Origin of the sequence: Lysobacter antibioticus HS124 (genome assembly GCF_000336385.2) — a bacterium.
Taxonomy (GTDB): domain Bacteria; phylum Pseudomonadota; class Gammaproteobacteria; order Xanthomonadales; family Xanthomonadaceae; genus Lysobacter; species Lysobacter firmicutimachus.
In genome coordinates, this window is sequence record NZ_HG424452.1 from 1 (window position 1) to 23,250 (window position 23,250).

The 23,250-nt window shown below is 71.0% G+C and carries 22 protein-coding genes; 8 read left to right on the forward strand and 14 right to left on the reverse strand.

The window, feature by feature from the left end; all coding sequences use genetic code 11:
• Positions 1-78 precede the first annotated feature (78 nt).
• On the forward strand, positions 79-1,437 hold the full coding sequence (gene legP / locus TX83_RS23635) for a Dot/Icm T4SS effector Zinc-dependent metalloprotease LegP (protein WP_079248023.1): 1,359 nt from the start codon (positions 79-81) through the stop codon (positions 1,435-1,437).
• Positions 1,438-1,458: 21 nt separating this feature from the next.
• Complete coding sequence (locus TX83_RS03210) at positions 1,459-2,430, forward strand: ATP-grasp domain-containing protein (protein ID WP_064746490.1); 972 nt, start codon at positions 1,459-1,461, stop codon at positions 2,428-2,430.
• Here the strand turns inward: TX83_RS03210 and TX83_RS03215 are convergent.
• From TX83_RS03215 to TX83_RS03225, 3 genes are all read right to left on the reverse strand, one after another.
• Entirely contained in the window at positions 2,414-2,746 is a 333-nt protein-coding gene (locus TX83_RS03215; protein ID WP_095179423.1) for a YbaY family lipoprotein, read from the reverse strand. The two genes, TX83_RS03210 and TX83_RS03215, sit on opposite strands and share 17 nt — an antisense overlap.
• An 89-nt stretch (positions 2,747-2,835) precedes the next feature.
• Complete coding sequence (locus TX83_RS03220) at positions 2,836-3,750, reverse strand: hypothetical protein (RefSeq protein ID WP_141233333.1); 915 nt, start codon at positions 3,748-3,750, stop codon at positions 2,836-2,838.
• A 27-nt stretch (positions 3,751-3,777) separates the two neighbouring features.
• On the reverse strand, positions 3,778-4,554 hold the full coding sequence (locus TX83_RS03225) for an SDR family oxidoreductase (RefSeq protein WP_064746493.1): 777 nt from the start codon (positions 4,552-4,554) through the stop codon (positions 3,778-3,780).
• Between the two features lie 113 nt (positions 4,555-4,667).
• Here TX83_RS03225 and TX83_RS03230 point away from each other — a divergent pair, with 113 nt between their 5' ends.
• Entirely contained in the window at positions 4,668-4,868 is a 201-nt protein-coding gene (locus tag TX83_RS03230) for a hypothetical protein (RefSeq protein WP_261370000.1), read from the forward strand.
• Between the two features lie 97 nt (positions 4,869-4,965).
• Here the strand turns inward: TX83_RS03230 and sppA are convergent, their stop codons facing one another.
• Positions 4,966-6,852 carry a signal peptide peptidase SppA gene (gene sppA / locus TX83_RS03235; RefSeq protein ID WP_064746495.1) on the reverse strand — a complete coding sequence of 629 codons (1,887 nt, stop codon included), beginning with the start codon at positions 6,850-6,852 and terminating at the stop codon, positions 4,966-4,968.
• A 204-nt stretch (positions 6,853-7,056) separates the two neighbouring features.
• Positions 7,057-8,478: an MATE family efflux transporter gene (locus TX83_RS03240; protein ID WP_064746496.1), complete on the reverse strand. Its 1,422-nt coding sequence runs from the start codon at positions 8,476-8,478 to the stop codon at positions 7,057-7,059.
• 120 nt (positions 8,479-8,598) lie between these two features.
• Between TX83_RS03240 and TX83_RS03245 the strand changes: the two genes are divergently transcribed.
• Both TX83_RS03245 and TX83_RS23170 read left to right on the forward strand, forming a co-directional pair.
• Positions 8,599-10,074 carry a DUF3667 domain-containing protein gene (locus TX83_RS03245; RefSeq protein WP_079248019.1) on the forward strand — a complete coding sequence of 492 codons (1,476 nt, stop codon included), beginning with the start codon at positions 8,599-8,601 and terminating at the stop codon, positions 10,072-10,074.
• Positions 10,074-10,433, forward strand: coding sequence for a DUF4286 family protein (locus tag TX83_RS23170; RefSeq protein WP_064746498.1), 360 nt, complete (start codon positions 10,074-10,076; stop codon positions 10,431-10,433). The genes TX83_RS03245 and TX83_RS23170 overlap by 1 nt, the downstream gene beginning before the upstream one ends.
• Positions 10,434-10,443: 10 nt before the next feature.
• Here the strand turns inward: TX83_RS23170 and TX83_RS03255 are convergent, their stop codons facing one another.
• From TX83_RS03255 to TX83_RS03265, 3 genes are all read right to left on the reverse strand, one after another.
• Positions 10,444-10,758, reverse strand: coding sequence for an antibiotic biosynthesis monooxygenase family protein (locus TX83_RS03255; RefSeq protein WP_064746499.1), 315 nt, complete (start codon positions 10,756-10,758; stop codon positions 10,444-10,446).
• 95 nt (positions 10,759-10,853) lie between these two features.
• Positions 10,854-11,516, reverse strand: coding sequence for a DUF3106 domain-containing protein (locus tag TX83_RS03260; RefSeq protein ID WP_261370001.1), 663 nt, complete (start codon positions 11,514-11,516; stop codon positions 10,854-10,856).
• Entirely contained in the window at positions 11,506-12,411 is a 906-nt protein-coding gene (locus TX83_RS03265) for a hypothetical protein (protein ID WP_141233334.1), read from the reverse strand. Before TX83_RS03265 ends, TX83_RS03260 begins: the two co-directional genes overlap by 11 nt.
• Before the next feature lie 554 nt (positions 12,412-12,965).
• On the opposite strand from TX83_RS03265, the gene TX83_RS03270 reads away from it, so the two are divergent.
• Complete coding sequence (locus TX83_RS03270) at positions 12,966-15,215, forward strand: primosomal protein N' (protein ID WP_064746502.1); 2,250 nt, start codon at positions 12,966-12,968, stop codon at positions 15,213-15,215.
• Between the two features lie 69 nt (positions 15,216-15,284).
• Here the strand turns inward: TX83_RS03270 and TX83_RS03275 are convergent, their stop codons facing one another.
• Positions 15,285-16,991 (reverse strand): VanW family protein, encoded by a 1,707-nt coding sequence (locus TX83_RS03275; RefSeq protein WP_064746503.1) that lies wholly within the window; start codon positions 16,989-16,991, stop codon positions 15,285-15,287.
• Positions 16,992-17,053: 62 nt separating this feature from the next.
• Complete coding sequence (locus TX83_RS03280) at positions 17,054-17,857, reverse strand: NYN domain-containing protein (RefSeq protein WP_064746504.1); 804 nt, start codon at positions 17,855-17,857, stop codon at positions 17,054-17,056.
• Between the two features lie 172 nt (positions 17,858-18,029).
• Between TX83_RS03280 and tal the strand changes: the two genes are divergently transcribed.
• Both tal and TX83_RS03290 read left to right on the forward strand, forming a co-directional pair.
• Positions 18,030-18,980, forward strand: coding sequence for a transaldolase (gene tal, locus TX83_RS03285; RefSeq protein WP_064746505.1), 951 nt, complete (start codon positions 18,030-18,032; stop codon positions 18,978-18,980).
• 16 nt (positions 18,981-18,996) lie between these two features.
• A complete protein-coding gene (locus tag TX83_RS03290; protein WP_064746506.1) occupies positions 18,997-20,259 on the forward strand; it encodes an NAD(P)/FAD-dependent oxidoreductase in 1,263 nt (420 codons plus the stop codon).
• 82 nt (positions 20,260-20,341) lie between these two features.
• Here TX83_RS03290 and TX83_RS03295 read toward each other — a convergent pair whose 3' ends face one another.
• From TX83_RS03295 to rpoH, 4 genes are all read right to left on the reverse strand, one after another.
• Entirely contained in the window at positions 20,342-20,773 is a 432-nt protein-coding gene (locus tag TX83_RS03295) for a hypothetical protein (protein ID WP_064746507.1), read from the reverse strand.
• Positions 20,774-20,880: 107 nt separating this feature from the next.
• A complete protein-coding gene (locus TX83_RS03300) occupies positions 20,881-21,306 on the reverse strand; it encodes a hypothetical protein (protein WP_141233335.1) in 426 nt (141 codons plus the stop codon).
• Positions 21,307-21,515: 209 nt separating this feature from the next.
• The gene (locus tag TX83_RS03305; RefSeq protein WP_075574972.1) at positions 21,516-21,983 is read right to left on the reverse strand and encodes a DUF1203 domain-containing protein; all 468 of its coding nucleotides are present in this window, start codon (positions 21,981-21,983) and stop codon (positions 21,516-21,518) included.
• A gap of 159 nt (positions 21,984-22,142) precedes the next feature.
• The gene (gene rpoH, locus TX83_RS03310; RefSeq protein WP_087960663.1) at positions 22,143-23,021 is read right to left on the reverse strand and encodes an RNA polymerase sigma factor RpoH; all 879 of its coding nucleotides are present in this window, start codon (positions 23,019-23,021) and stop codon (positions 22,143-22,145) included.
• Positions 23,022-23,250: the final 229 nt, after the last annotated feature.

Sequence of the window (23,250 nt, forward strand, 5' to 3'; positions counted from 1 at the left end):
GCCCGCGGCGACGGCCGCGTGCGCGCTCGCGCACCGGCCGCGCGCGCCGAGCGCCGCGGCGACGCCAGGAGAGAGCCCATGGCCACCCGCAAAGGCAACGACGACGACAACACCCGCCCGCCCAAGCAAGGCGAATTCCGCGGCGGCGGCCCGGTCCGCACCGCGCTGATCCGCGGCGAGACCTTCCGCGCCAAGGCCGTGCAATACGTCGAAATCGACGGCATGGCGATGTTCGAAGGCGACATCGTCCTGGGCACGGTCGAGGAAGTCGAAGCCACGTCCGAGATGCTGCGCGCCGAGGCCGCCGGCGGCGTGGCGATGGCGGTGGCGATCAGCGGCTCGCAGTTCCGCTGGCCGGGCTGCAAGATCCCCTACACCATCGATCCGGCGCTGCCGAACCAAGCCCGCGTCACCGACGCCATCGCGCACTGGGAGGCCAACACGCGCTTCCGTTTCGTGCTGCGCACCAGCGAAGCCGACTACGTCACTTTCCGTCCCGGCAGCGGTTGCTCGGCCCAGGTCGGCCGGCGCGGCGGCCAGCAGTTCGTCAACCTTGCGCCCGGCTGCACCCTCGGCAACACCATCCACGAGATCGGCCACGTGGTCGGCCTGTGGCACGAGCAAAGCCGCGAGGACCGCGACTCGTTCGTGCGCATCGAATGGGCCAACATCACCTCCGGCTTCGAGCACAACTTCAACCAGCACATCAGCGACGGCGACGACATCGGCGGCTACGACTACGGCTCGATCATGCACTACCCGCGCAACGCGTTCTCGTCCAACGGCCTGGACACCATCGTGCCGATCGGCGCGGTGCCGCCGGGCACGGTGATCGGCCAGCGCAACGGCCTGTCGCCCGGCGACATCGCCGCGGTCAACTCGTTCTGCCCGCTGGTCACGATCAAGGAGACGCTCAAGGAGGCGCCGCTGGATACGCTGAAGGAAAAGACCAAGGAAGCGCCGCTGGACACGCTCAAGGAGAAGGTCAAGGAAGCGCCGCTGGATACGCTGAAGGAGAAGATCAAGGAAGCCCCGCTGGACACGCTCAAGGAACTGCGCAAGGACATCATCAGCGACACGGTCAAGGAGCAGATCGCCGATACGCGCAAGGAAGGCGTGTTCGACCCGGGCCCGACCCTGGCCGAGAACCTGACCACGCCCGGGCGCGGCGCGGTGATCAATCCGGCCCTGCCGGGCGGCGCGCGCGGCGCGGTGCCGTTCGCGATCGCCACCGGCGCGGGCGCGCTGCCGGCCGGCGACGGCGGCGCCGGCGAGCAGGAGATCGCCGACACCGTTGCCGCGCTCGACGCCCAGCTGCAGCAGCTGGCCGAAGAGCTGGCCCGCGCCGACGCCGCGCGCGCCGCGTTGCAGGCCCAGTACGACGAAACCGCGGCGCTGCTGGCGCAGATCGCCCAATCCGCCGGCGGCAACGGCTGAAACCCGCAAGGAGGACGTGCCGTGATCCTGGTGATATCGCACGACGAGGACATCCACGCCCGGCGCGTGGTCGAACACTTGCAGTCGATGGACCAGCCGGTGCTGTTGTTCGATCTGGCCGAGCTGCCCGATCGCGCCACGCTCTCGATCGAGTACGCCGCCGGCGCGCGTCCGCGCATCGACTACGCCCGCGCCGGCGGCGAACACTACGCCCTGGACCGGGTGCGCTCGGCATGGTGGCGCCGGCCGCAGGCGCCGAACCTGTCCCGCGTCACCGACGCCAACGCGCACCTGTTCACCGCCAACGAATGGAACGAGGCCCTGAACGGGCTGTGGCGCCTGCTCGGCGATGCGCGCTGGATGAACGACCCCGGCCGCGACGACGCAGCTTCGCGCAAGGCGGCGCAGTTGCGCATCGCCGCCGAACTCGGCCTGAAGGTCCCGCGCACCCTGATCAGCTCCGATCCGCAACGGGTTCGCGCCTTCGTCGAAGCGCGCGGCCCCGGCGCCACGGTGCACAAGACCTTCTCCTGCACCCACGCGGTCTGGCGCGAGACGCGCCGCTTCGACGACAGCGACCTGCCGCACCTGGATACGGTGCGGTTGGCGCCGGTGATCTTCCAGGAATTCGTGCCGGCCGACGCCGACATACGGGTCACCGCGGTCGACGGCCAGTTGTTCGCCGCCGAAATCAAGCTCGACCCGGGCAGCGCCGCAGCCGCGGCCGGCACGGTCGACTTCCGCCCCAACCTCGGCGACGCCGAGGTGCGCGAACACGCCCTGCCCGAGCCGGTGCGCGAGCGCCTGCGCGCGCTGATGCAGAAACTGGGCCTGGTCTACGGAGCGATCGACCTGCGCCGCACGCCGGACGGCGAGTATTACTTCTTCGAGGTCAACACCGCCGGCGAGTTCTTGTTCATCGAGCACCGCACCGGTCAGCCGATCGCGCGCGCGGTGGCCGATTGGCTGGCCGGGGTCAGCCGATCCGCTTGACCTGCAACGTCACCGCTGCATCGCCAGGACGCAGCGGATAGGCCTGCATGGTGACGTAATCGCCGCGGCCGAGGCGGCCGTCGCCGTCGCTGTCGACGTGCACCCACCAGGTGGCGTCGCCGGCGTCGACCAGGTCGTCGGCGATCTCGACCTGCAGCGGCAGCGACTGAGCGTGCTCGGGCACGGTCTGCGCCCATTCGTCGAGCACCCGCGCCGGCGCATCCTCGAACGAGGTGTCGCGCAATTGCACGCTGACCGAACTGCCGGCAGGCAGTTCGGCGCCGTCGGCGGCGACGATGGTCAGGGCGAGGCGCATGGCCGCAGTATACGCCTGCGGTTCGCGCCGCGACCGCGTGTGGCGATGCCGCCGCCGAACGGTCGCGACCGCGCCGCGAACGCGCGGATTCAGCAACCGCCTCCGCCGTCCAGCGCTTGCCAGGACCCGCCCTCGCCGCCGGAACGCAGCAGCCGGTAGCCCCAGCTTTCGTATTGCTGGACCTCGAACAGGAAATCGGGCGCGCCGTCGCGATCGAGGTCGGCGAAGTCCAGCACCGTGTGGCGCGGTTCCATACCGTCGCAGTCGGCGCAGGACGCGGTCGATATCCAGGCCCGCCGGCGCCAGCCGCGATCGGCGGCCTCGCGCGCGAACAGCGCGACGACGCCGATGCGTTCGCGCTCGTCGCCCACATCCGCATCGAACTGCGCATCGAGCGTCAGCAGCGCCCAGCGGCGCTGCGGCGCGCGCGCATCGGCGATCAACCACAGTTCGCGCGCGCCAGCAGCCTCGCCATCGCGCCGCCATCGCATCACCGCCTCGCGCAGGCGCTGCGGCCGCTCGCCCCGACCCGGCATCGCCATCGCCATCGCCATCGCGACCAGTTCGGCCAGCAGTTCCTCGCGCTCGGCGGCCGTCGCCGGACGGCGCTGCAGACGCCGTCCCGGATTGAGATCGAAATCGGCCAACCAGGCACCGCGTTCGCCGAGCGCCGGCGCCGCGTCGCCGGCCGCGAACGCCAGCCGGTCCGGCTCGCTGCAACCCAGGTCCGGCACGGCGATGCGGCGCAGCGGCCGCACTCGGCCATGCGCCTGTCCATCGGCATAGACCCGGAACTCGCGGCCCAGCCAGGGCGCCGCACGCGGGTCGGCACCGGCGTCGCCGAGCACCTGCACGAACGGATATTCGCCCGCCTGCGCGTGGTCGGCCCCGATCCACAACGCCGTGCGCGACGCGGGCGCGAGCAACGCCGCCTCGGCACCGTCGCCCGCGTGGGCGAGGGGCGCACCGGTCAGCGCCAATAACGTCCATGCGATCGATCGCACTCCGCCTCCTTGCGCGCGACGCGCGGCTCAGAAACCGTAGCGTTGGAAGCCGCCGTCGACGGCGATGCATTCGCCGGTGATGTAGCCCGAGGCCGGCAGGCACAGGAAGGCCACCGCCGCGGCCACCTCTTCCGGCTCGCCGATCCGGCCCAGCGGCGTGCGCAGCAGCACCTCGTCCAGATAGTCGGGATCGGCCAGCTTGTCCGAGGTGCGGCGGGTGCGGATGTACCAGGGCGCGACCGCGTTGACCCGGATTCCGTCCTCGGCCCATTCCACCGCCAGATTGCGCGTCATCTGGTGCATCGCCGCCTTGCTCATGCCGTAGGGCGAGCCGGTGCGCACGTGCAGATTGCCGGACACGCTGCCGACGTTGACGATGCTCGAGGCCGCGTGCCGGGTCAGCAGAGCATGCGCGTAGCGCGACAGTTCGAAGGCCGAGAACAGGTTGATCTCGAAGATCTGCCGCCACTCGTCCTCGGTGTAGTCGTTGGTCGGCTTGCTGAGGTTGCCGCCGGCGTTGTTGACCAGGATGTGCAGGCCCTCGCCGAAGTCCTCGACCCAGTCCAGCAGCTCGCGCCGCTGCTCGTCGTCGGCGACGTCGGCCACGAAGGCGTGGATGTCGCGGTCGGGGAAATCCTCAACCAATTCGGCGCGCGCCGACTCCAAGGCGGTGGCGTCGCGCGCGGCCAGCAGCACATCGGCGCCGAAGCCCAGCAGTTCGCGCGCGATCGCCCGGCCGATGCCGGCGCTGCCGCCGGTCACCAGGGCCAGTTGTCCGTCCAGGCGCCAACGTTTCGGGTCCATAGCCTTCTCCAGATCTGCCGCGGAATCGACGCGCCGGCGCGGCGCGACCGGCGTAGCATAACGGCCAGCCGACCGAGGATGCCGCAATGACACGCTGCCGGACTTTGCCTCTCGTGATCGCCGTCGCCGCGCTGGGCGCGCTCGCGGGCTGCACCAAGCCGCAACCGCCGGACAAGGAACGCCCGGTCGAGCCGCAGGCGACTCAGCTGCGCGACGCGATCCAGCAACCGATCGACCAGGCCAAGGGCAGCGAGGACGCGGTCGACCAGGGCGCGCAGCGCCAGCGCGACGCGATCGAGGCCGCCGGCGGCTGAGGCCGGCGCCCCATAACGCAAACGGGCCGCCGCAGCGACCCGTCGTGAGAGGCCGCGGCGGCCGAAGCCCGGCCGCCGCGACCGCCGCTGCGCGCGCTTACAGCTCGCAGAAGCAATACGCCAGCGACTTCACCGGCACGCCGCGGGTCGGCACCACCGCGCTCTGCAGGAAGCGCAGGTCCGCCGCCGCCTGCGGCATCGCCTTGACCAGCAGGCCGCGGGCGAAGTCCGACTGGCCCAGCATGGCGCTGCCGGCGCGGCTCTGGGCGAAGTTGGCGAAGAAGCGCTCGAACGGGGTCGGCATCCTCTCCACATAACGCACCCGATATTCGCCGGTCTTGCCGAGCTTGGCCCGCTTGGCGACGTCGTCGATCGCATCGGACAGACCGCCCAGCGCGTCGACCAGGCCGCGCTCCTTGGCCTGCGCGCCGCTCCAGACCCGGCCGCGCGCGACCGCGTCGATCTCGGTCACCGGACGCTTTCTCGCATCGGCGACGCGGCCGGTGAAATCGGCATAGCCCTTGTTGATCACGCTCTGGATCACGCTGCCGACTTCCGGCGCCAGCGGCCGGGTGATGTCGAACGCGCCGGCCAGGCGGGTGGTGCCGACGCCGTCGGTGTGCACGCCGATCTTCTCCAGCGCGCGCGGCACGGTCGGAATCATGCCGAAAATGCCGATCGAACCGGTGATGGTCGAGGGATCGGCGTAGATGCGGTCGGCGTTCATCGAGATCCAGTAGCCGCCGGACGCCGCCAGATCGCCCATCGACACCACCACCGGCTTGCCGGCGGCCTTCAGCGCGACCACTTCGCGGCGGATCTGCTCGGAGGCGAACACTTCGCCGCCGGGCGAGTCCACCCGCAGCACCAGCGCCTTCACGTTCTCGTCCTCGCGCGCTTCGCGCAGCAGGGCTGCGGTCGAGACGCCGCCGATCGTGCCCGGCGGCTGCTCGCCGCCGGTGATCTCGCCCTCGGCCACCACCACGGCGACCTGCGGACGCTGGTCGGCCGGGTTGATCACGCGGTCCAGGCTGGCCACGTAAGCGTCGAGGGAAATCTGCCGGAAGCCGCCCTCGGCGTCCTCGTCGGCGACGCCGCGCTTGGCCAACAGTTCGTCGACTTCGGCGCGGGTCTTGAGGCCGTCGACCAGCTTCTGCTGCAGCGCGTACTTGCCCAGGTCGCCCTGGACCGCGTCCAGGCGCTGCGGCAATTCGTCGATGCTGGCCGCGAGCTGGGCCGGGTCGAGCTTGCGCGCCTTGGCGACGTCGCCGAGGTAACGCGACCACAGGTCGTTCATCCAGAACAGGTCGGCGGTCTTGGACTCTTCCGAGGCCGCGTCGAGGATGTAGGGCTCGGCCGCGGACTTGAACTCGCCGACCCGGAACAGGTGCACGTCGACGCCGAGCTTGTCCTGCAGGCCTTCGCGGTAGTACTGGCGATAGCGGCCGAGGCCTTCCAGCAGCATGCCGCCCATCGGGTCCAGGTACAGCTGGTTGGCCTGCGCCGCGACCAGGTACTGCTTCTGGTCCATGGCTTCGGAGAAGGCGATCACTTCCTTCTTGCTCTCGCGCAGGCGCGCCACCGCCGCGGCGACTTCGCGCAGCGAAGCCAGGCCCGAGGCCTGCAGCTTGTCCAGGCGCAGCACCACGCGCTCGATGCGCTTGTCGTCCTTGGCCGCGTCCAGCGCGCGCAGCAGATCGCGCAGCTGCACTTCCTCGTTGCGGTCGCCGAAGGCCTTGCCGAGCGCGCGCGAGGCCGGGTCGGAGCTGTACTGCTCGACCAGGCTGGCCTCCGGCGCGATCACCAGGGTAGTGCGTTCCAGCAGCGGCTCCGGCCGCCCGCCGAACATGACCGCCAGGGCGAAAAACAACAGCACGCCGAAAAACACCAGGTTGAAAAACAACCGGCGGGTGAAATTCATCGCATCCCAGGCGCCGACGAGCAGCCGGGCCAAAGGCCCGCGGGACGGGGCGGTATCGTTCATTTGCACAAGCTCCATGAATACGTGCCCAGCCTAACCGGGCCGAGGCCGGGTTTCACCCGCCATTCGTAAGGGTGGGGATTGGGGATTGGGGATTCGGGATTGGTTAAGAGCGCAGGCCGTGGCGAATCCCGGCCTCAAACTAATCCCGAATCCCAAATCTCGAATCCCCGCTTTTAAACCAATCCCGAATCCCCAATCCCGGCTTCACGTGCACCCCGTCTCATGCGGGTCCAGCTCGTGGGGGTGCTCGGCGGCGATGCGGCGGGTCAGGGCGTCGGGAGCGCTGGAGCGCAGCAGGCGCAGGCCGAGCAGGACGGCGGCCACGGTCAGGCCGGCGATCAGGCCGATCCACATGCCCTTCGGGCCCCAGCCCAGGCCCAGGCCAAGCCCGGCGCCGACCGGCATGCCCACGCCCCAGTAGGCCAGGGCCGCCAGGATCATCGGCATGCGGGTGTCCTTGAGCCCGCGCAGGGCGCCGGCGGACAGCACCTGGATCCCGTCCGGAAACTGGAACATCGCCGCGTAGAACAGCAGCGAGGCGGCCAGGGCGGCGACCGCGGCGTCGCGGGTGTAGAAACTCACCAGCACCTCGTTGGCGCTGAGCAAGACGATGCCGGACATGAGCTGGGTGCCGATCACGATCGCATAGCCGGCCCAGATCGCCCGCCGCACTCCGCCGACATCGCCGCGGCCCAGCGCATGGCCGACCCGCACCGTGGTCGCCTCGGCCAGCGCCATCGGCACCATGAAGCACAACGCCGACAGGTTGATCGCGATCTGGTGCGCCGAGGCCTGGACCTCGCCGAGGCGGCCGATCAGCAAGGCGGTGACGATGAACAAGCTGCCTTCCATCAGCACGGTCACCCCGATCGGCAGGCCGGTGGCGAGCAGGCCGCGGATGGTCGGCCAATGCGGCCGGTCGAAGCGCGCGAACAGGCCCAGGTCGGCGAAACGGCGCGCCCGCCGCAGGACCAGGAAGAAACCGATCGCCTGCGTCCACAGCATCGCCGCCGAGGCGATGCCCAGCCCGCCGGCGCCCAACTCGGGCAGGCCGAACTTGCCGAAGGTCAGCACGTAGCCCAGCGGCAGCAGCACCAGCAAGCCGCCGGCGCTGAGCAGCATGGTCGGCAAGGTCCAGTGCAGGCCCTCGCTGAGGTAGCGCATGCAGAAGAACAGGGTCAGCGCCGGCACGCCCCAGCGGATGCCGTGCAGGAAGGCCTGCGCGCCGGGAATGATTTCCGGCGCGATGCCCATCGCGCCGAGCGCATAGGGAATCGCGGTCAGGAACGCGAACAGGAACACGCTCAGCAGCGCCGCCAGCCACATCGCCTGGCGGAACAGCGCGCCGATCTCGCCGCGGCGGCCGGCGCCTTCCAACTGCGACACCGACGGCGGCACCGACAGCAGGGTGCCGATCGGCACCATCATCGGCAGCCACCACAGCGCGGTGCCGATGGTGACCGAGGCCAGAGTGGTGGTGCCGTGGTGGCCGGCCAGGGTGTTGTCGACGAAGCCGATCAGGCCGGTCGAGACATGGCCGGCGACCAGCGGCGCGGCCAGAACCACGGTGGTGCGGATCTCGCCGGGCAGGCCGGAGCGCGAGACGGAGGGGGATGACGCGGACATCGGGGAACCCAACAGCACGACTGCGGCCGCGCATCCGGTCTAGGGCGCTGGCGCCGGGTCGCGGCGGAGGGCTATCTTACCCGCTCGAAAGTGAAGGCCGGGGAGCCTCGTTCGTCACTCATGAGCGCAAGCGCAGCTACCGCCCACGGCCATGGCGATCTCAGCCATTGCGAGAACTGTCACGCCGAATTGCACGGCGAGTTCTGCCATGCCTGCGGCCAGTCGGTGCACAACCCGATCCGCCACGTCGGCCACGCCCTGGAAGAAGTGTTCGAGTCGTTCTGGCACCTGGACGGGCGCATTTTCCGCACTTTGCGCGATCTGCTGTCTCCGGGGCGGGCCGCGGCGAACTACATCCGCGGCCACCGCATGCGCTACGTGCCGCCGCTGCGCCTGTTCGTGGTGCTGTCGGTGCTGACCTTCTTCATCGCCAAGTTCGCCATCCACGTCGACGAAGATCAGCGCCTGATCAGCGTCGGCGACGTCCAGGGCACCACCGTGCGGCTGGGCAACACCAAGAAGCAGTTCCGCGAAGCCGATTCGGTGGTCGAGGTCGAGGCCTTGCGCACGCGCATGGTCAAAGAGCTGCAGCTGGCCCGGCGAGCGGTGCCGGAGACGGCGCGCAGCCCGATCGACAAATCGATCGAGAGCGTGCAGCGCCAGGCCGACAAGCGCATCGAAGCGCTGCGCGCGCTGCAAGGCATCGACGACGCCGAGTTCGCCTTCCAGAAGGCGCAGGGCGAGCGCGAAGGCGGCACTGCCGCCGCCGGCTCGGTGCAGGCGATGAACACCCTGGGAGACGTCGAGCAATGGCGCGACCGTCAGATCGCGCCGTTGCAGGCGCAACTGGGCAAGCTCGCGCCGGCCTCGCCGCAGGCCTTGGAGCAGGCCAAGCAGATCCGCCGGATCAACGCCGAAGCCGGCTGCCGCATCGCCACCTTGCAGAAGGCGCACGCCGCGGTCAGCGAAGGACGCGCCGCGCGCAAGACCGACCGCGACCGCTACGGCGACGCCGAATGCGACGACATCCACGACCCGTTGAGCTTCAACGGCAAGCCCTGGGACGCGCAGAGCAATCCCCTGGTGTCGCCCTACCTGCCCAAGTTCGCCAACGACTGGCTCAACCGCCAGGTCGGCATCGGCCAGGCCAACATCAGCCGGCTCAGCAAAGAGCCCTGGCGCTACATCAACACCCTGCTCGGCGCGGTTCCCTCGGCGCTGTTCCTGATGGTGCCGATGTTCGCGCTGCTGCTGAAGCTGGCCTACCTGGGCTCGGGCCGCGGCTACCTGGAGCATTTGGTGGTCGCGCTGTACAGCCACGCCTACCTGTGCCTAGTGTTCCTGGCGATGTTCGTGCTGACGCTGCTCGGCGGTGCGATCGCGACGCACTGGCCCGCGGCCGGCGTGATCAGCGGCGTCGGCATCGGCCTGCTGTGGCTGTGGATGCCGATCTACCTGCTGATCATGCAAAAGCGCGTGTACGGCAACGGCTGGCTGCTGACCCTGGTGCGCTACACCGTGATCGGTTCGTTGTACTTCGTGATGTTGAGCGTCGCCGCGATGGCCCTGGCGGTGACCACGATCGTGCGGATGTGATGGCGGACCGGGACGCTACCACCGGCGCGGGCGAGGCCGACGCAAGCCGGGCCGAGACAACGTACGAAGTCTCGCTCGAGGTCGATGCGGCGATCGAAGCCGAGTACCTGGCCTGGCTGCGCGCGCACATCGACGAGATCTGCGCCCTGCCCGGCTTCCTCGGCGCACGATTGCACCGGGTGGAAGACCCGGCGCCCGCCGCGGGGCGGTTCGGCCTGTGCGTGCAATACCGCCTGCGCGATCGCGCCGCGCTGGACGACTATCTGCGCGAGCATGCGCCGCGCCTGCGCGGCGACGGCGTCGCCCGCTTCGGCGGACGCTTCGACGCCAGCCGACGGATTCTGCGGCGCCTGGCCTGAGCGGCCGCGCTCAGGGCGCCGGCTTGCGCGCGACCACGCCGGTCGCGGCGTAGTGGCGCATCTCCTCGATCGCGCCGATGTAGCCGCCGATCGCGGCGAGGAAATCGGCGAACCCGGCGCTCTTGCGGAAACCCCGCAGATGACCGTCGGCGCTGTCCCATTCGATCCGCAACAGGTAGCAGGCCGGTTCGTCGACGCAACGCGACAGTTCGTAGGCCAGGCAATGCGGCGACGCGTCCAGCACTCGCGCGGCGCGCGCGTAGTCGCGCTCGAACGCCTCGGCGGCGTCGGCCGCGAGGCGATAACGGATGTATTCGACGATCATGCGCAACGCTCCGGCGGCCGACCAAGCCCCGACTCTAGCCGGCGCCCGCGACGGCGACCGTCGCAGTCTGTAGCGCCGCCGACCCGATCACGGTTTCAACGCTGCAGCGCGTCCTGCAGCCAGGCGCCGCGGCTCGCCGCCGGCGCCGCCAACAGTTCGCTGCGCAGCCGCGCGCGTTCCTGCGGCGGCGTGCGCTGGACCAGCACCGCCAGTTCCTTGCGCTGCGGCGCGCTCAGGCCGTGCAGGGCGGCCAGCAGCGCGGCGTGTTGCGAAGCCGGCAATTGCGCCAGCAACGGCTGCAGCGCCGGATAGTCGGCGCCGAGCTGCGGGCCGAGCAGCCAGCCGCGGCGTTCGCTGCCGTCGAGCGCATCGAAACGTGCGCGCAGGGCCTGTTGCCGATCCGGCGGCAGCGCGGCGTAACGCGCCGCTGCGGCCTGGACTTCGGCGCGATCGCCGGCGCTCAGGCCTTGCCAGGCCCGATAGCGTTCGCGCGCGGCGCCGCGTTCGCCGGCCGGGCGTTGCTCCCATTGCGCGGCGCGCTGGGCGAACTCGCGCCGCTGGGCGTCGTTCCAGCCGTCCCAACGCGCGCCCTGCGCCTGCAGACGGGCGCGCTCCGGCGCCGGCAAGCGCGCCAGGGTCTGCTCCAGCTCGGGCGGCAGGGCCGCGGCGGCGCCGGCCAGGCCGATCAAGGCCGCCAGCATCGCCAAGGCCAAGGCCGGCGCCGGCCGGGGGGCGCTGCGGAACCGGTCACGGCGCATCGGTGCTCTCCAGGTCCTGGGTTTCCCCACCGGCGGCCGGCGCCGCCGGCAGGGCGCGGTCGGCCGCCGCAACGGCCGTCGGTTCGGCCGGCGCGATCCGGCCGGCGTCCATCGCTGCCAGCCAGCTGTGGAACGCCAGCTCGGCCGCGGCGGCTTCGCCGGCCGGGTCGGCGAGCAGGTCGAAATCGCGATGGGCGATCAGGCCGGATTCGCGTTGGTAGCGCTTGGCCGGCGCTGCCGCCGGCGGCAGCGGTTCGACCTCGATCCGGTCCGAACCGCCCAGCCAACGCCCGGCCGGGCCGTCGCTCCAGAAGGTGGCCGCGAACGCCAGCGCGCACAGCGCCAGCCCGCTCCACAGCAGCGGCATGAGCCAGCGCGGACGCGGACGCGGGACGACCGCGGCGCGGCCTGCCGGCGCGGACGGCGCGGGCGCGTCGTTCAGCGCCGCCTCGCGGGCCTGTCCCAGGCGCTGCAGGCGCTCCGCCGGCAGGGTCTTGATCCGGCGGTGGACCTGCTCGCGCAATTGCTGCCAGGCCAGCGGGTCGGCGCGGCCGTCCGGGTGGCGCGGCAGGGCCCGTTGCAGGGCCAGACGGTAGCTCGGCGCGGCCACGCCGAGCGCGGCGGCGGCTTCGTTCTCGTCCAGCCCCGCGGCCAGGCGCAGCAGCAGTGCCGCGCGGGGGCCGCTGCCGAGCTCGGCCAGGCGATCGGTGGCCTCCACCGCGATCGCCACCGGGGTACGGTGGCGCAGCCGCGGCTGAGTCAGCAACAGCGACCAGAACCGGCTCGGCCACTCGCCCAATGGCGCCTGCGCGGCGATCGGGCGGAACTGGGCCATCGCCGCCGCCAGTGCGGCGTCGCCGGCGGCGGCGTCGCCGGCCTGCAGTTCCGCCAGCACGGCGCCGCGCCGTTCGACCCCGCGCAAGAAGGCGGACAGAGCGGCCGGCGGGCCCGGACGAGGACCGGCGGAGGATGCGGCAGGGGCCGCGGCAGGGGACTTCGAACTCATCGGAACAGCTTCACCATACGCCGCATCATAGCGAGGCAGCGCGCGCACAAAACGCTTGACAAGCGCCCGATCCGTTGCAGCGCGAAGCCCGGCGCGGTCTGCGGCCCAAATGCGGTTGTGCACAGCAGTAATGGAACCGTCACGAAGCCACACTTTGCCTGGACCGGGACCCGCATTACAGCGATGTTTCACACCTAAGCAAATGATTTTGAAAGAAATAACAGCGATGGCTATTTTTTCACCAACCTAACCCGCCCCTGTATTTCCATGCATTGGGCCCCCGCAGCCGGCCCGCCATGCACAGATTTATCCACAGACCGTGTGGATAAAGGAAAAACCCCTTGGCACACCATCACTTGCGTGATTTTTGTCACGTAACCGGAAGCAATGGCCCGCAACTGCCGAGCCTGCCGCCGGCCCGGCGCGGTCGCTAGACTGGACCGATGCCCGAAGCCCCGTTTCCGCCGCCTCAGACCGTCTGGCGCGTCGCCCTGCCGCTGCCGCTGCCGCGCCTGTTCGACTACCTGCCGCCGGCCGGCGAACCGGTCGTGGACGACGGGGTCGGCTGCCGAGTGCGGGTGCCGTTCGGACGCCGCGAGCTGGTCGGGGTGGTGGCCGAAGTCGGCGCACCGGAGTTCGACGGCGACGGCACCGCGCTCAAGACCGCCGTGGCCCGGCTCGACCCAACGCCGCTGCTGCAGGGCGAACTGCTCGACTCGCTGCGTTGGCTGGCGCGCTACACCCACGCCCCGCTGGGCGAGGTGCTCGCCACCGCCCTGCCCGGCCCGCTACGCCACGGCGAACCGCTGCCCGACACGCACGCCTGGGCCTGGTGCGCGACCGAAGCCGGCGCCGCCGGGCGCGGGCGCCTGCGTGCGGGCAAACCGCGACGGCTGGCCGATCTGCTGCACGATCACGGCACGCTCGACGAAGATCGCCTCGACAATCTGCTCGAAGGCTGGCGCGACGCCGCCCGCAGCCTGGCCAAACGCGGCCATGCCGAACGCGTCGCCGTCGCCGCCGCGACGCAGGTACCGGTGCCGCGCCCCGGCCCATCGCTCAACGACGAGCAACAGGCCGCCGTCGATGCGGTCCTGGCGGCCCAGGGCTTCAACGCCCTGCTGCTGGACGGGGTCACCGGCAGCGGCAAGACCGAGGTCTACCTGCACGCCATCGCCGACTGCCTGGCGCGCGGCAAGCAGGCTCTGGTGCTGGTGCCGGAGATCGGCCTGACCCCGCAGACCCTGGCGCGCTTCCGCGCCCGCCTCGGCGTGCCGGTGCACGCCCTGCATTCCGGGCTCGGCGATGGCGAGCGCGCGCGCACCTGGGCCGCGTTCGCGCGCGGCGAGGCGCGGGTCGCGGTCGGCACCCGCTCGGCGGTGTTCCTGCCCCTGCCCGAGCCGGGACTGATCGTGATCGACGAGGAACACGACGCCAGCTTCAAGCAGCAGGACGGCATCCGCTACCACGCCCGCGACTTCGCCCTGGTCCGGGCCAAGGCCCTGGACGTACCGGTGCTGCTCGGCAGCGCGACGCCGTCGCTGGAGTCGCTGCGCAACGCCCAGGCCGGCCGCTACGGCCATCTGCGCCTGCAGCGCCGCGCCGGCCAGGCGCAGGCGCCGCGGGTGCGGGTGGTCGACGTACGCAAGCGCCCGCTCGAGGCCGGCCTGTCGCCGGAACTGTTCGAACGCGTCCACGCCGAGCTGCGTGCCGGCGGCCAGGTGCTGGTGTTCAAGAACCGCCGCGGCTATGCGCCGGTGCTGCTGTGCCACGACTGCGGCTGGAGCGCACACTGCCCGCGCTGCAGCACCCCGCTCAAGGGCACGCCGATGACCGTGCACGGCGGCGGCCGGCGCCTGCAATGCCACCACTGCGGCACCCGCCGGCCGGCGCCCGACGCCTGCCCGGACTGCGGCGGCCTGGCCTTGCAGTCGCAGGGCGCCGGCACCGAGCGCATCGAAGAATCGCTGGCCGCGCGCCTGTCCGGATTTCCGGTGCTGCGCATCGATCGCGGCAGCACCCAGAAGCGCGACGCGCTGGAAAAACTGCTGGCCGAGTTCGGCACCGCGCCGGGCGTGCTGGTCGGCACCCAGATGCTGGCCAAGGGCCACGACCTGCCCAACCTGACCCTGGTCGCGGTGGTCGGCATCGACGAAGGCTTGTTCAGCGCCGACTTCCGCGCCCCGGAAAAACTCGCCCAGTTGCTGATCCAGGTCGCCGGCCGCGCCGGCCGCGCGAACAAGCCCGGCGAAGTGCTGCTGCAGACCCACCACCCCGACCATCCGCTGCTGCACACGTTGCTGGCGGGCGGCTATGCCGCGTTCGCCGAAACCGAGCTGGCCCAGCGCGAGGCCGCCGAATTCCCGCCGTTCGCGCACATGGCGCTGATCCGCGCCGAAGCGCAGCAAGTCGAACTGGCCAATGCGTTCCTGGCGGTGGCCCGGCGCGAGCTCGAGCGCGCCGCCGCCGGGCGCCGCGGCGACGGCAACGCGCGCGGGCTGGAGATCAACGGCCCGGTGCCGGCGCCGATGCCGCGCCGCGCCGGCTACCTGCGCGCGCAGCTGATCCTGTCGGCCCCGGAGCGGCGCGCCTTGCACGCCGCGCTCGACGCGGCATTGCCGGCGATCCACGCCGCGCCGGAAACGCGCAAGGTGCGCTGGTCGTTGGACGTGGACCCGGCCGATCTGTATTGACCGGCGGCGCGCGCCGCGCGCCGAAACGCTGCACGCAGCGCAGGCCGGCAACGCCGGGTCGTGCCCGACTCAGGTCAGCGCGTCGCGCACGGCGCGGCGCAATCCCTCAGCATCGCCGGCCTCGACGCGCCGCCAGCGCAGCGCCTCGCCCAGGCCGCAAGCCGGCGTCGCGATCACCGGAATGCCGCTGGCGATCGCGCTCAGCAAGGCGCGCGGCTGGTGCTCGACCCAGGCCGGCAAGGCCACCGCATCGGCTTCGCTCAGGCCCTGCGCATAGCCGGCGACGCGGCGCAGGCGGGCGCGCCCCGGATCGAGACCGCGCTCGCTGTCGCCCGGCGGCAGCAGGATCTCGACCTCGTCCCCGCGCAGTGCTTCGAGCAGTTCGTGGATGCCTTTGCGCGCCAACGCCGACGCGGCGAACAGCACCCGCGGCGGCGCGCCCGCTGCGCGCGGCACGCGCTGCAACGCCGGTGGCAACACCCAAGGCAAAGCGTTGGCGCGCGCGCCGGCCAACTCCAGCACCTGCGCATGCGGGCTCAGCCAAGCCTGCGCGCCGAGCAGGCCCTGCCACTCGTCCTCGATCAGCTGCGGGTCGGCGCGGAAATCGCGCAGCGAAGCGCATTGCGGGTGGCGCCGCACCGCGCGGTCGAGTTCGTCCTGCAACGCCGCCATCGGCAACGCGGTCATCTGCACCGCATAGCGGCGCCCGGCCAGTTCGCCGTCGCGCCACAGGAACGGCAGCAGACTCTGCGGCAGCACCAGCTCCACATCGCGCGCCTGCAATCGCCGCGCCAGATCGCGCGCGTGGCCCTGCAGCTGCGCCAGCCGCACCTGCGGCAAAGCCTGGCCGCGCCGGCGCCGGTACCGCCAGGCCAGCGATTGCGCGATCCGCCGGTGCGCGGCCTGCGCCGGCAGCGTCGCGCCGCCGGCGCCGAACACGCGATCGCCTTCGCCGCGCTGATCCTGCAGGTGACGGCGGAACTCCGGCCACGCCTCTTCCATCCACCAGGTCCGGCGCAGGCCGCGCGCGGCCGGCCCGGCATGGCGATGGCATTCGGTCTGGCCGCAGCTGCCGCAATCGTTGACCAGCGAATTCGCGCGGCGCGGCGACGGCGCCAGCGGCAGGGCCGCCTCGGCGTGGGCCTGGGCACGAATGCGCAGGCGCAGCCGTTGCGCATCCATCGCGACTTCCAGACGCCAGGCGAACGGCGCACGCAGGCGCAGGTCGAGGTAGTTCCAGAACACGGTCGCGTCGCGGTCCTGCTCGGCCAGCGAACCCGGCAGCGTGCGCGAATGGCGGTGCCGTTCGACCACCTCCAGGCCGGCGCGCACCGCGCTGTCGTACAAGGCGTTGGACAACTGGCACAGGCCGCCGCCGATCGCCGGAATCACGCAGCCCTCGCGCAGTTCGCGGCCGCTGACATAGCCGCGCGCGCGGGTCGCGCGACCGATCTGTTTCCAGAAACCGAACATCGCTCCGGCCGGCACCTCGATGCCGTCGAGCCGGCGCAAGGCCACGCGCAGGTTCTGCAGCTTGCCGGCGACCAGCAAGGGATCGGCTTCGTCGCGCGGCCACAGCGCGCCGTCGAACTCGGCCAGCACCGGCGCCTCGCGCAGGCTGCGCGCCGGCGCATGCGCGCGCGGGCGCTGCGGGTCGCGCGCGTCGCGCCAGAACCGGATGGCGCGCAGGCCCCAGGCCTTGCAGACGAACAGCAAGGCCTGGCGGCGGGTCGGCAGATCGGTGCGGGCGGGAGGCGGAACGGTGACCCTACTCATGTCGTCCTTGAACCGGGTTGAGCCTGTGCCATGCCGCGCACCGTCCACGCGCGCGGCGCGGTTTACTTGGCCTTGAGCCGCGGCTTGCCGGGCGCGGCCGCGACCGGGGCCGGCGCGGGCTTCGCCGTGCCCTTGCCCTTGGGCTTGTCGCGCACCCACACGATCTGGTTGTCGCGGCGCAGCTCGAACAAACCGCTGGCCTCGATCAGATCGCTGAGCTTGCGGTAGCCGTAATTGCGCGAATCGAACGAAGCCTGATTGCCGATCTGGTGCCCGACCGCGCCCAGGTGCGACCAGCCGTCGTCGCCGGCGACCGCATCGACCGCGCGCCGCAGCATGCGCACCAGGCGGGTGTCGCCGCGCAGGTCGCCGGCGCTGCGCGGCGGCGTGGCCGGCGCCTCGTCGGCCGGCGCGTCGGTGCCGGCCGGCTGGCCCAGCGCTTCCAGATAGGTGAACTTGGAGCAGGCGTTGACGAACGGTTCGGGTGTCTTCTGCTCGCCGAAGCCGTAGACCTTGGCGCCCTCGGTCAACAGCCGCATCACCAGCGGAGTGAAATCGGCGTCGCTGGAGACGATCGCGAAGCCGTCCAGGTTGCGCGCGTACAGCAGATCCATGGCGTCGATCACCAGGGCCATGTCGGAGGCATTCTTGCCCTTGCTGTAGGCGAACTGCTGCATCGGCCGGATCGCGTACTCGTGCAGCACCGCTTCCCAGCCCTTGAGGCTCTGGCTTTTCCAGTTGCCGTAGGCGCGGCGCACGTTGGCCACGCCGTAGCGGGCCACCTCGGCCAGGATCGCCTCGATCTTCGCCGCCGGCGCGTTGTCGGCGTCGATCAGCAACGCGATGCGTTTTTCCTCTGCGGCCATCCCCGTCTCCTCCCTGCCTCCGGCCCGGCCGGCCGGCCGGCCCGCTGCGGCCAGCCTAGCGCAACCGCGGTTGCGGCACGACCGCCGCCGCGCACCGCTCAGGACGCGCTCATGACGGCGCCGGCGCGATGGGCGAAAATGGCCGCGAACCCAACGACGAAATCTATCCCCCATGACCCAGCTCGAACAATTGCGCGCGCTGTCCGCGGTGGTCGCCGACACCGGCGACATCGAGGCGATCGCCCGCTTCCGTCCGCTCGACGCCACCACCAACCCCTCGCTGCTGCTCAAGGCCGCGTCCCTGCCCGCCTACGCGCCGCTGATCGATTCCGCGCTCGCCGCCGCCGAAGGCGCCGACCTGTCCGCCCGCGTCGGCGATGCCGGCCTGCGCCTGGCGGTGGCGATCGGCGGCGAGATCCTCAAACTGATTCCCGGCCGCGTCTCGACCGAAGTCGACGCGCGCCTGAGCTTCGACACCGACGCCACCCTGGCGCAGGCCCGGCGCATCGTCGAGCTGTACGAACGCGCCGGCATCGGCCGCGAACGCCTGCTGATCAAGATCGCTTCGACCTGGGAAGGCATCCGCGCGGCCGAGCAACTCGAACGCGAAGGCATCCACTGCAACCTGACCCTGCTGTTCTCCTTCGCCCAGGCGGTCGCCTGCGCCGAGGCCGGGGTCTATCTGATCTCGCCCTTCGTCGGCCGCATCCTCGACTGGCACCTGGCCAACGGCGCGGCCAAGCCGGCCACGCCGCAGGACGACCCCGGCGTGCAGTCGGTGACCCGCATCTGGAACTACTACAAGCGCCACGGCTACGCCACGGTGGTGATGGGCGCCAGCTTCCGCAACATCGGCCAGATCCTGGCCTTGGCCGGCTGCGACCGCCTGACGATCTCGCCGGAACTGCTGGCCGAACTCGACGCCGCCCAGGGCGAAGTGCCGCGCGCGCTGGTCGACGACGGCGCCCGCGCCGCGCCGGAGGCCGCGCTGAACGAGGCCGCCTTCCGCTGGCAGCACAACGAAGATGCCATGGCGACCGACAAGCTCGCCGACGGCATCCGCCGTTTCGCCGCCGATCAGCGCAAGCTGGAAGACCTGCTCGCGCAGCGCCTGCGCGGCTGACGGAGACCCATCGGCCATGAGCGATTCGCGCAAACACGTCGTCATCGTTGGCGGCGGGTTCGGCGGATTGTGGGCGACGCGTGCGCTGGCCAGCGCCGACGTGCGCATCACCCTGATCGACCGCCGCAACCATCATCTGTTCCAACCCCTGCTGTACCAGGTCGCCACCGCCGGCCTGTCGGCGCCCGACATCGCCGCACCGCTGCGCCACATCCTGCGCAAGCAGGCCAATGCCGAAGTGCGGCTGGGCGAAGTCGTCGCCCTCGACGCCGGCGCGCGCCAGGTCCGCCTGGCCGACGGCGAGGCGATCGGCTACGACTACCTACTGCTCGCCAGCGGCGCCACCCACGCCTACTTCGGCCACGACGAGTGGGCGCCGAACGCGCCCGGGCTGAAGACCCTCGACGACGCCCTGCTGATCCGGCGCCGGGTGCTGCTCGCCTTCGAACGCGCCGAGGCCGCGCAGAGCGAAGCCGAACGCGCGGCCTGGCTGCACTTCGCCGTGGTCGGCGGCGGCCCGACCGGGGTCGAACTGGCCGGCACCCTGGCCGAGATCGCGCGCCACACTCTGCGCCGCGAATTCCGCCGCATCGATCCGGCGCAGGCCAAGGTGCGGCTGATCGAAGCCGGGCCGCGGGTGCTGGCGAGCTTTCCGGAGTCGCTGTCGGCCAAGGCCAGCGCGCAGTTGCAGCGGCTGGGAGTCGAGGTCGTCACCGGCACCCCGGTCGGCGCGATCGACGGCGAAGGCTACCGGCTCGGCGAGGACCGCATCGCCGCGCGCACCGTGCTGTGGGCCGCCGGCGTCGCCGCCTCGCCGCTCGGCGCGCTGCTCGATGCGCCGCGCGACCGCGCCGGCCGAGTCCAGGTCCAGCCCGATCTCAGCGTGCCCGGGCATCCGGAAATCTTCGTCGCCGGCGACCTGGCCAGCCTCAAACAGGCCAACGGCCAGCCGGTGCCCGGCGTGGCGCCGGCGGCCAAGCAGATGGGCAGTTACGTCGCCCGCGCCATCCGCGCCCGGATGCGCGGCAAGCCCACAACGCCGTTCGCCTACGTCGACTACGGCAACCTGGCCACCATCGGCCGCCGCGCCGCGGTGGTCGACTTGCGCGGCCTGCGCTTCTCCGGCTTCCTGGCGTGGGCGTTCTGGCTGGCCGCGCACGTGTTCTTCCTGATCGGCTTCCGCAACCGCCTGATCGTGATGCTCAACTGGTCGTGGGCGTACTTCACCTACCAACGCCATGCGCGGATCATTTTCGGCGGCAAGCCCGATCCGTCCTGAGCGCCGCCCCGGTCCGCACGGGCAACGAACGAGGGCGCCTCGCGGCGCCCTCGTTCGTTGCGTCGCGGTGCGCGCCGCGCGATCAGGTGAACCCGTCGTAGTAAAACGCGGTCGCCTGCACCTGCCGCACCGCGCCGGTGTCCAGATCGGTGATGGTCACCTGCAGCGTCGCCTGGCCGTCGCCGTAGACATCGGTGTAGATGGTCATCTGACAGTACGGCGCATTGCCGCAACCGGCCGGCGCGGTGTTGTTCTCCAGGTTGCGCCAGGCATAGGCGTAATTGCCCGCGCCGACGCCGGTCACCTGGAACAACGCGGTGCTCGGGTTGTCCGCCGAACCCGGTCGCCAGATCGAACTGCAGGTGCCGACTTCGGGCACGTCGAAGGCATAGGTGTCGACGAAGCAGCTCACCGCCGCATTGCTGACGTCGCCGGCCCGCGCCGGCGACGGAGCCGCCGCCAAGGCGAACAACGACAAGGCCGCGCCCAACACCCAGGTCTTGCTGGTCTGCATAAACCCCTCCATTGGTTTGCATGCGCGGAAGGCTTTCCACGCGATCGGCCGGAATCTCGCCGCGACGGCGCGTTCCCGGTTGTGTCGAAGCAAGTGCCCGCGACGGCTCAATGCCAGCCGTCGTAGTAGTACGCGACCGCGCTGACCGTGCGCACCACGCCGGTGTCGAGGTCGGTCACCGTCGCCGCCAGGCGCGCTTCGCCGTCGCCGTTGGTCTCGGTGGCGATGCGGACGTTGCAGCTGCGCGTATTGCCGCAGGCCGGCGCCGGGCCGCCGCTTTCCAGGTTGCTCCAGCTGTAGCCGTAGTTGCCGGCCGGCAGCCCGGTCACTTCGAAGTGGGCGATGGTCGGATTATTGGCCCGGTTCGGCGTCCAGGTGGCGACGCAGACGTTCGGCCGCAGCGTGTCCAAAGCGAAGGTATCGACGTAGCAGCTCAACACCGCGGCGTTGACGTCGCCGGCCTGCGCCGGCGCGTGCGACAGCGCCATCAGCGCGGCGAACCCGGCCGCGACCAGCATCTTCTTGGCGTGCATGTACCCCTCCATTGGGTGTGTGCGCCGGCTCCGGACGAAGCCGGCGGCGCAGTCTGGCCGCCGTTTTCGCGGCCAGGCAAGCGTACGCGCGGGGGCCTGCGACGTCGCTTCCAGTTCTCAGCCGATGCTGCGTGGACCGAGCGCGCGGGGCGCCCTTGCGGATGGCGCCGATTGGCGTCCGCACATAGCGGCCGCATCGCGCGTCCCGCTCAGGCGCGGTCGATCGCGCACAGGAAGCAACCGAACCGCGCGTTGTGGGCCGCGACCCGCACGATCGCCGGATCGGCGAACAGGTCCTGAACCGCTTGTTCGCCTTGCGCGCCGTCGACCACACGCGCCTCGCGCAGCCAGCCTTGGGCGTCGTAAGCGCGCAGCGACAGATTGCGGGTCAGCAGGACCGGCGGCCACTGATCCTGATACACCTGAGCATGGCGCGCGGCCTCGCGCACGAAGATCGGGCCGCTGGCGCGGTACGGCCCCTGCGCCTGGTGTTCGTGGGTCAGCAGCAGCACGGTTTCGCCGACCGCCGCGTCGGTCAACGAGACCCGGCACGGAAAGCCGCGCGGCGAATCGGCGGCCATCCGGCGCATGTCGTGCGCGGCCAGATGGGCGTCGTCGAGCGCGAACAACGCGGCGAATGGTTGCGGCGACAAGCCGGCGATGCGGTAGGAAATCACGGCGAAAACCTCGGAGGACGATGGAAGCCCCAGGCTAGTCCCGCGACGCGAGCGCCGATATCCGCGGCTTGCGCTGCGCAGCCGCGACGTTCGGGCCGCACAAAAGCGAACGGCCCGGTCGCCCGGGCCGCTGCCGCATCGTTGCATCTGCTGCGGCGATCAGGCCGCGAACAGGCCGCGCATCTTTTTCAGCGCATTGGCCTCGATCTGGCGGATGCGCTCGGCGCTGACGCCGTACTCGTCGGCCAGTTCCTGCAGGGTGATCTTGCTGTCGGCATCGAGCCAGCGACGCTTGATGATGTCGCGCGAGCGGGCGTCCAGGCCGGCCAGGCCTTCGCGCAGCAGGGCCAGTTGGTTGTCCTCTTCGTCCTCGCGTTCGTAGGACTGCGACGGGTCCTCGTCGGCGGCGCGCAGGTAAGCGGCCGGCGACGGCGGCGCGTGGTCGTCGTCCTCGTCGGACGGCGCATCGAAGCCGATGTCGCGACCGGACAGGCGCGACTCCATCTCCAGCACTTCGCGCTCGGAGACGTTGAGGTCCTTGGCGACCAGGCGCACTTCCTCGGCGTTCATCCAACCCAGGCGCGACTTGCTCTTGCGCAGGTTGAAGAACAGCTTGCGCTGCGCCTTGGTCGTGGCGACCTTGACGATGCGCCAGTTCTTGAGGATGAACTCGTGCATCTCGGCGCGGATCCAGTGCACCGCGAACGACACCAGGCGCACGCCCTGGTCCGGATCGAAGCGCTTCACCGCCTTCATCAGGCCGATGTTGCCTTCCTGGATCAGGTCGCCGATCTGCAGGCCGTAGCCGTTGTAGCCGCGGGCCACGTGGACCACGAAGCGCAGGTGCGAGTGAACGAGTTCGCGGGCCGCGTCGAGGTCTTCCTCTTCGCGGTAACGACGCGCCAGGGCCTGCTCGTCTTCGGCGGTGAGCACCGGAATCTGGTGCACGGCGCCGATGTACGCGTCCAGCGAACCGAGCGCGCTGGGCACAGGCAGGTTGTTGGCGACTAGAGCGGTGGATTGGGCGATAGCGGTCATGGGGGTCATCTTAGCAGTCGGCTAATACGACTGCTAAAGGCGGGGGAAGTTCCGCAGTGTTGCGGGATTGGAACGAGAAAGCGGGCGCGCCGTCGCAGGTGGAGCTTTCGGCAGCCTCTCGGCCCTGTCGAAAAATCGCTTTTATATCAGATACTTATTGAACCAACAGCGAAGGCTTGGCGGCAGACCGCGCGGCCAGAGGCGCAGTATCCGCCGGCCCGGCCGGCCC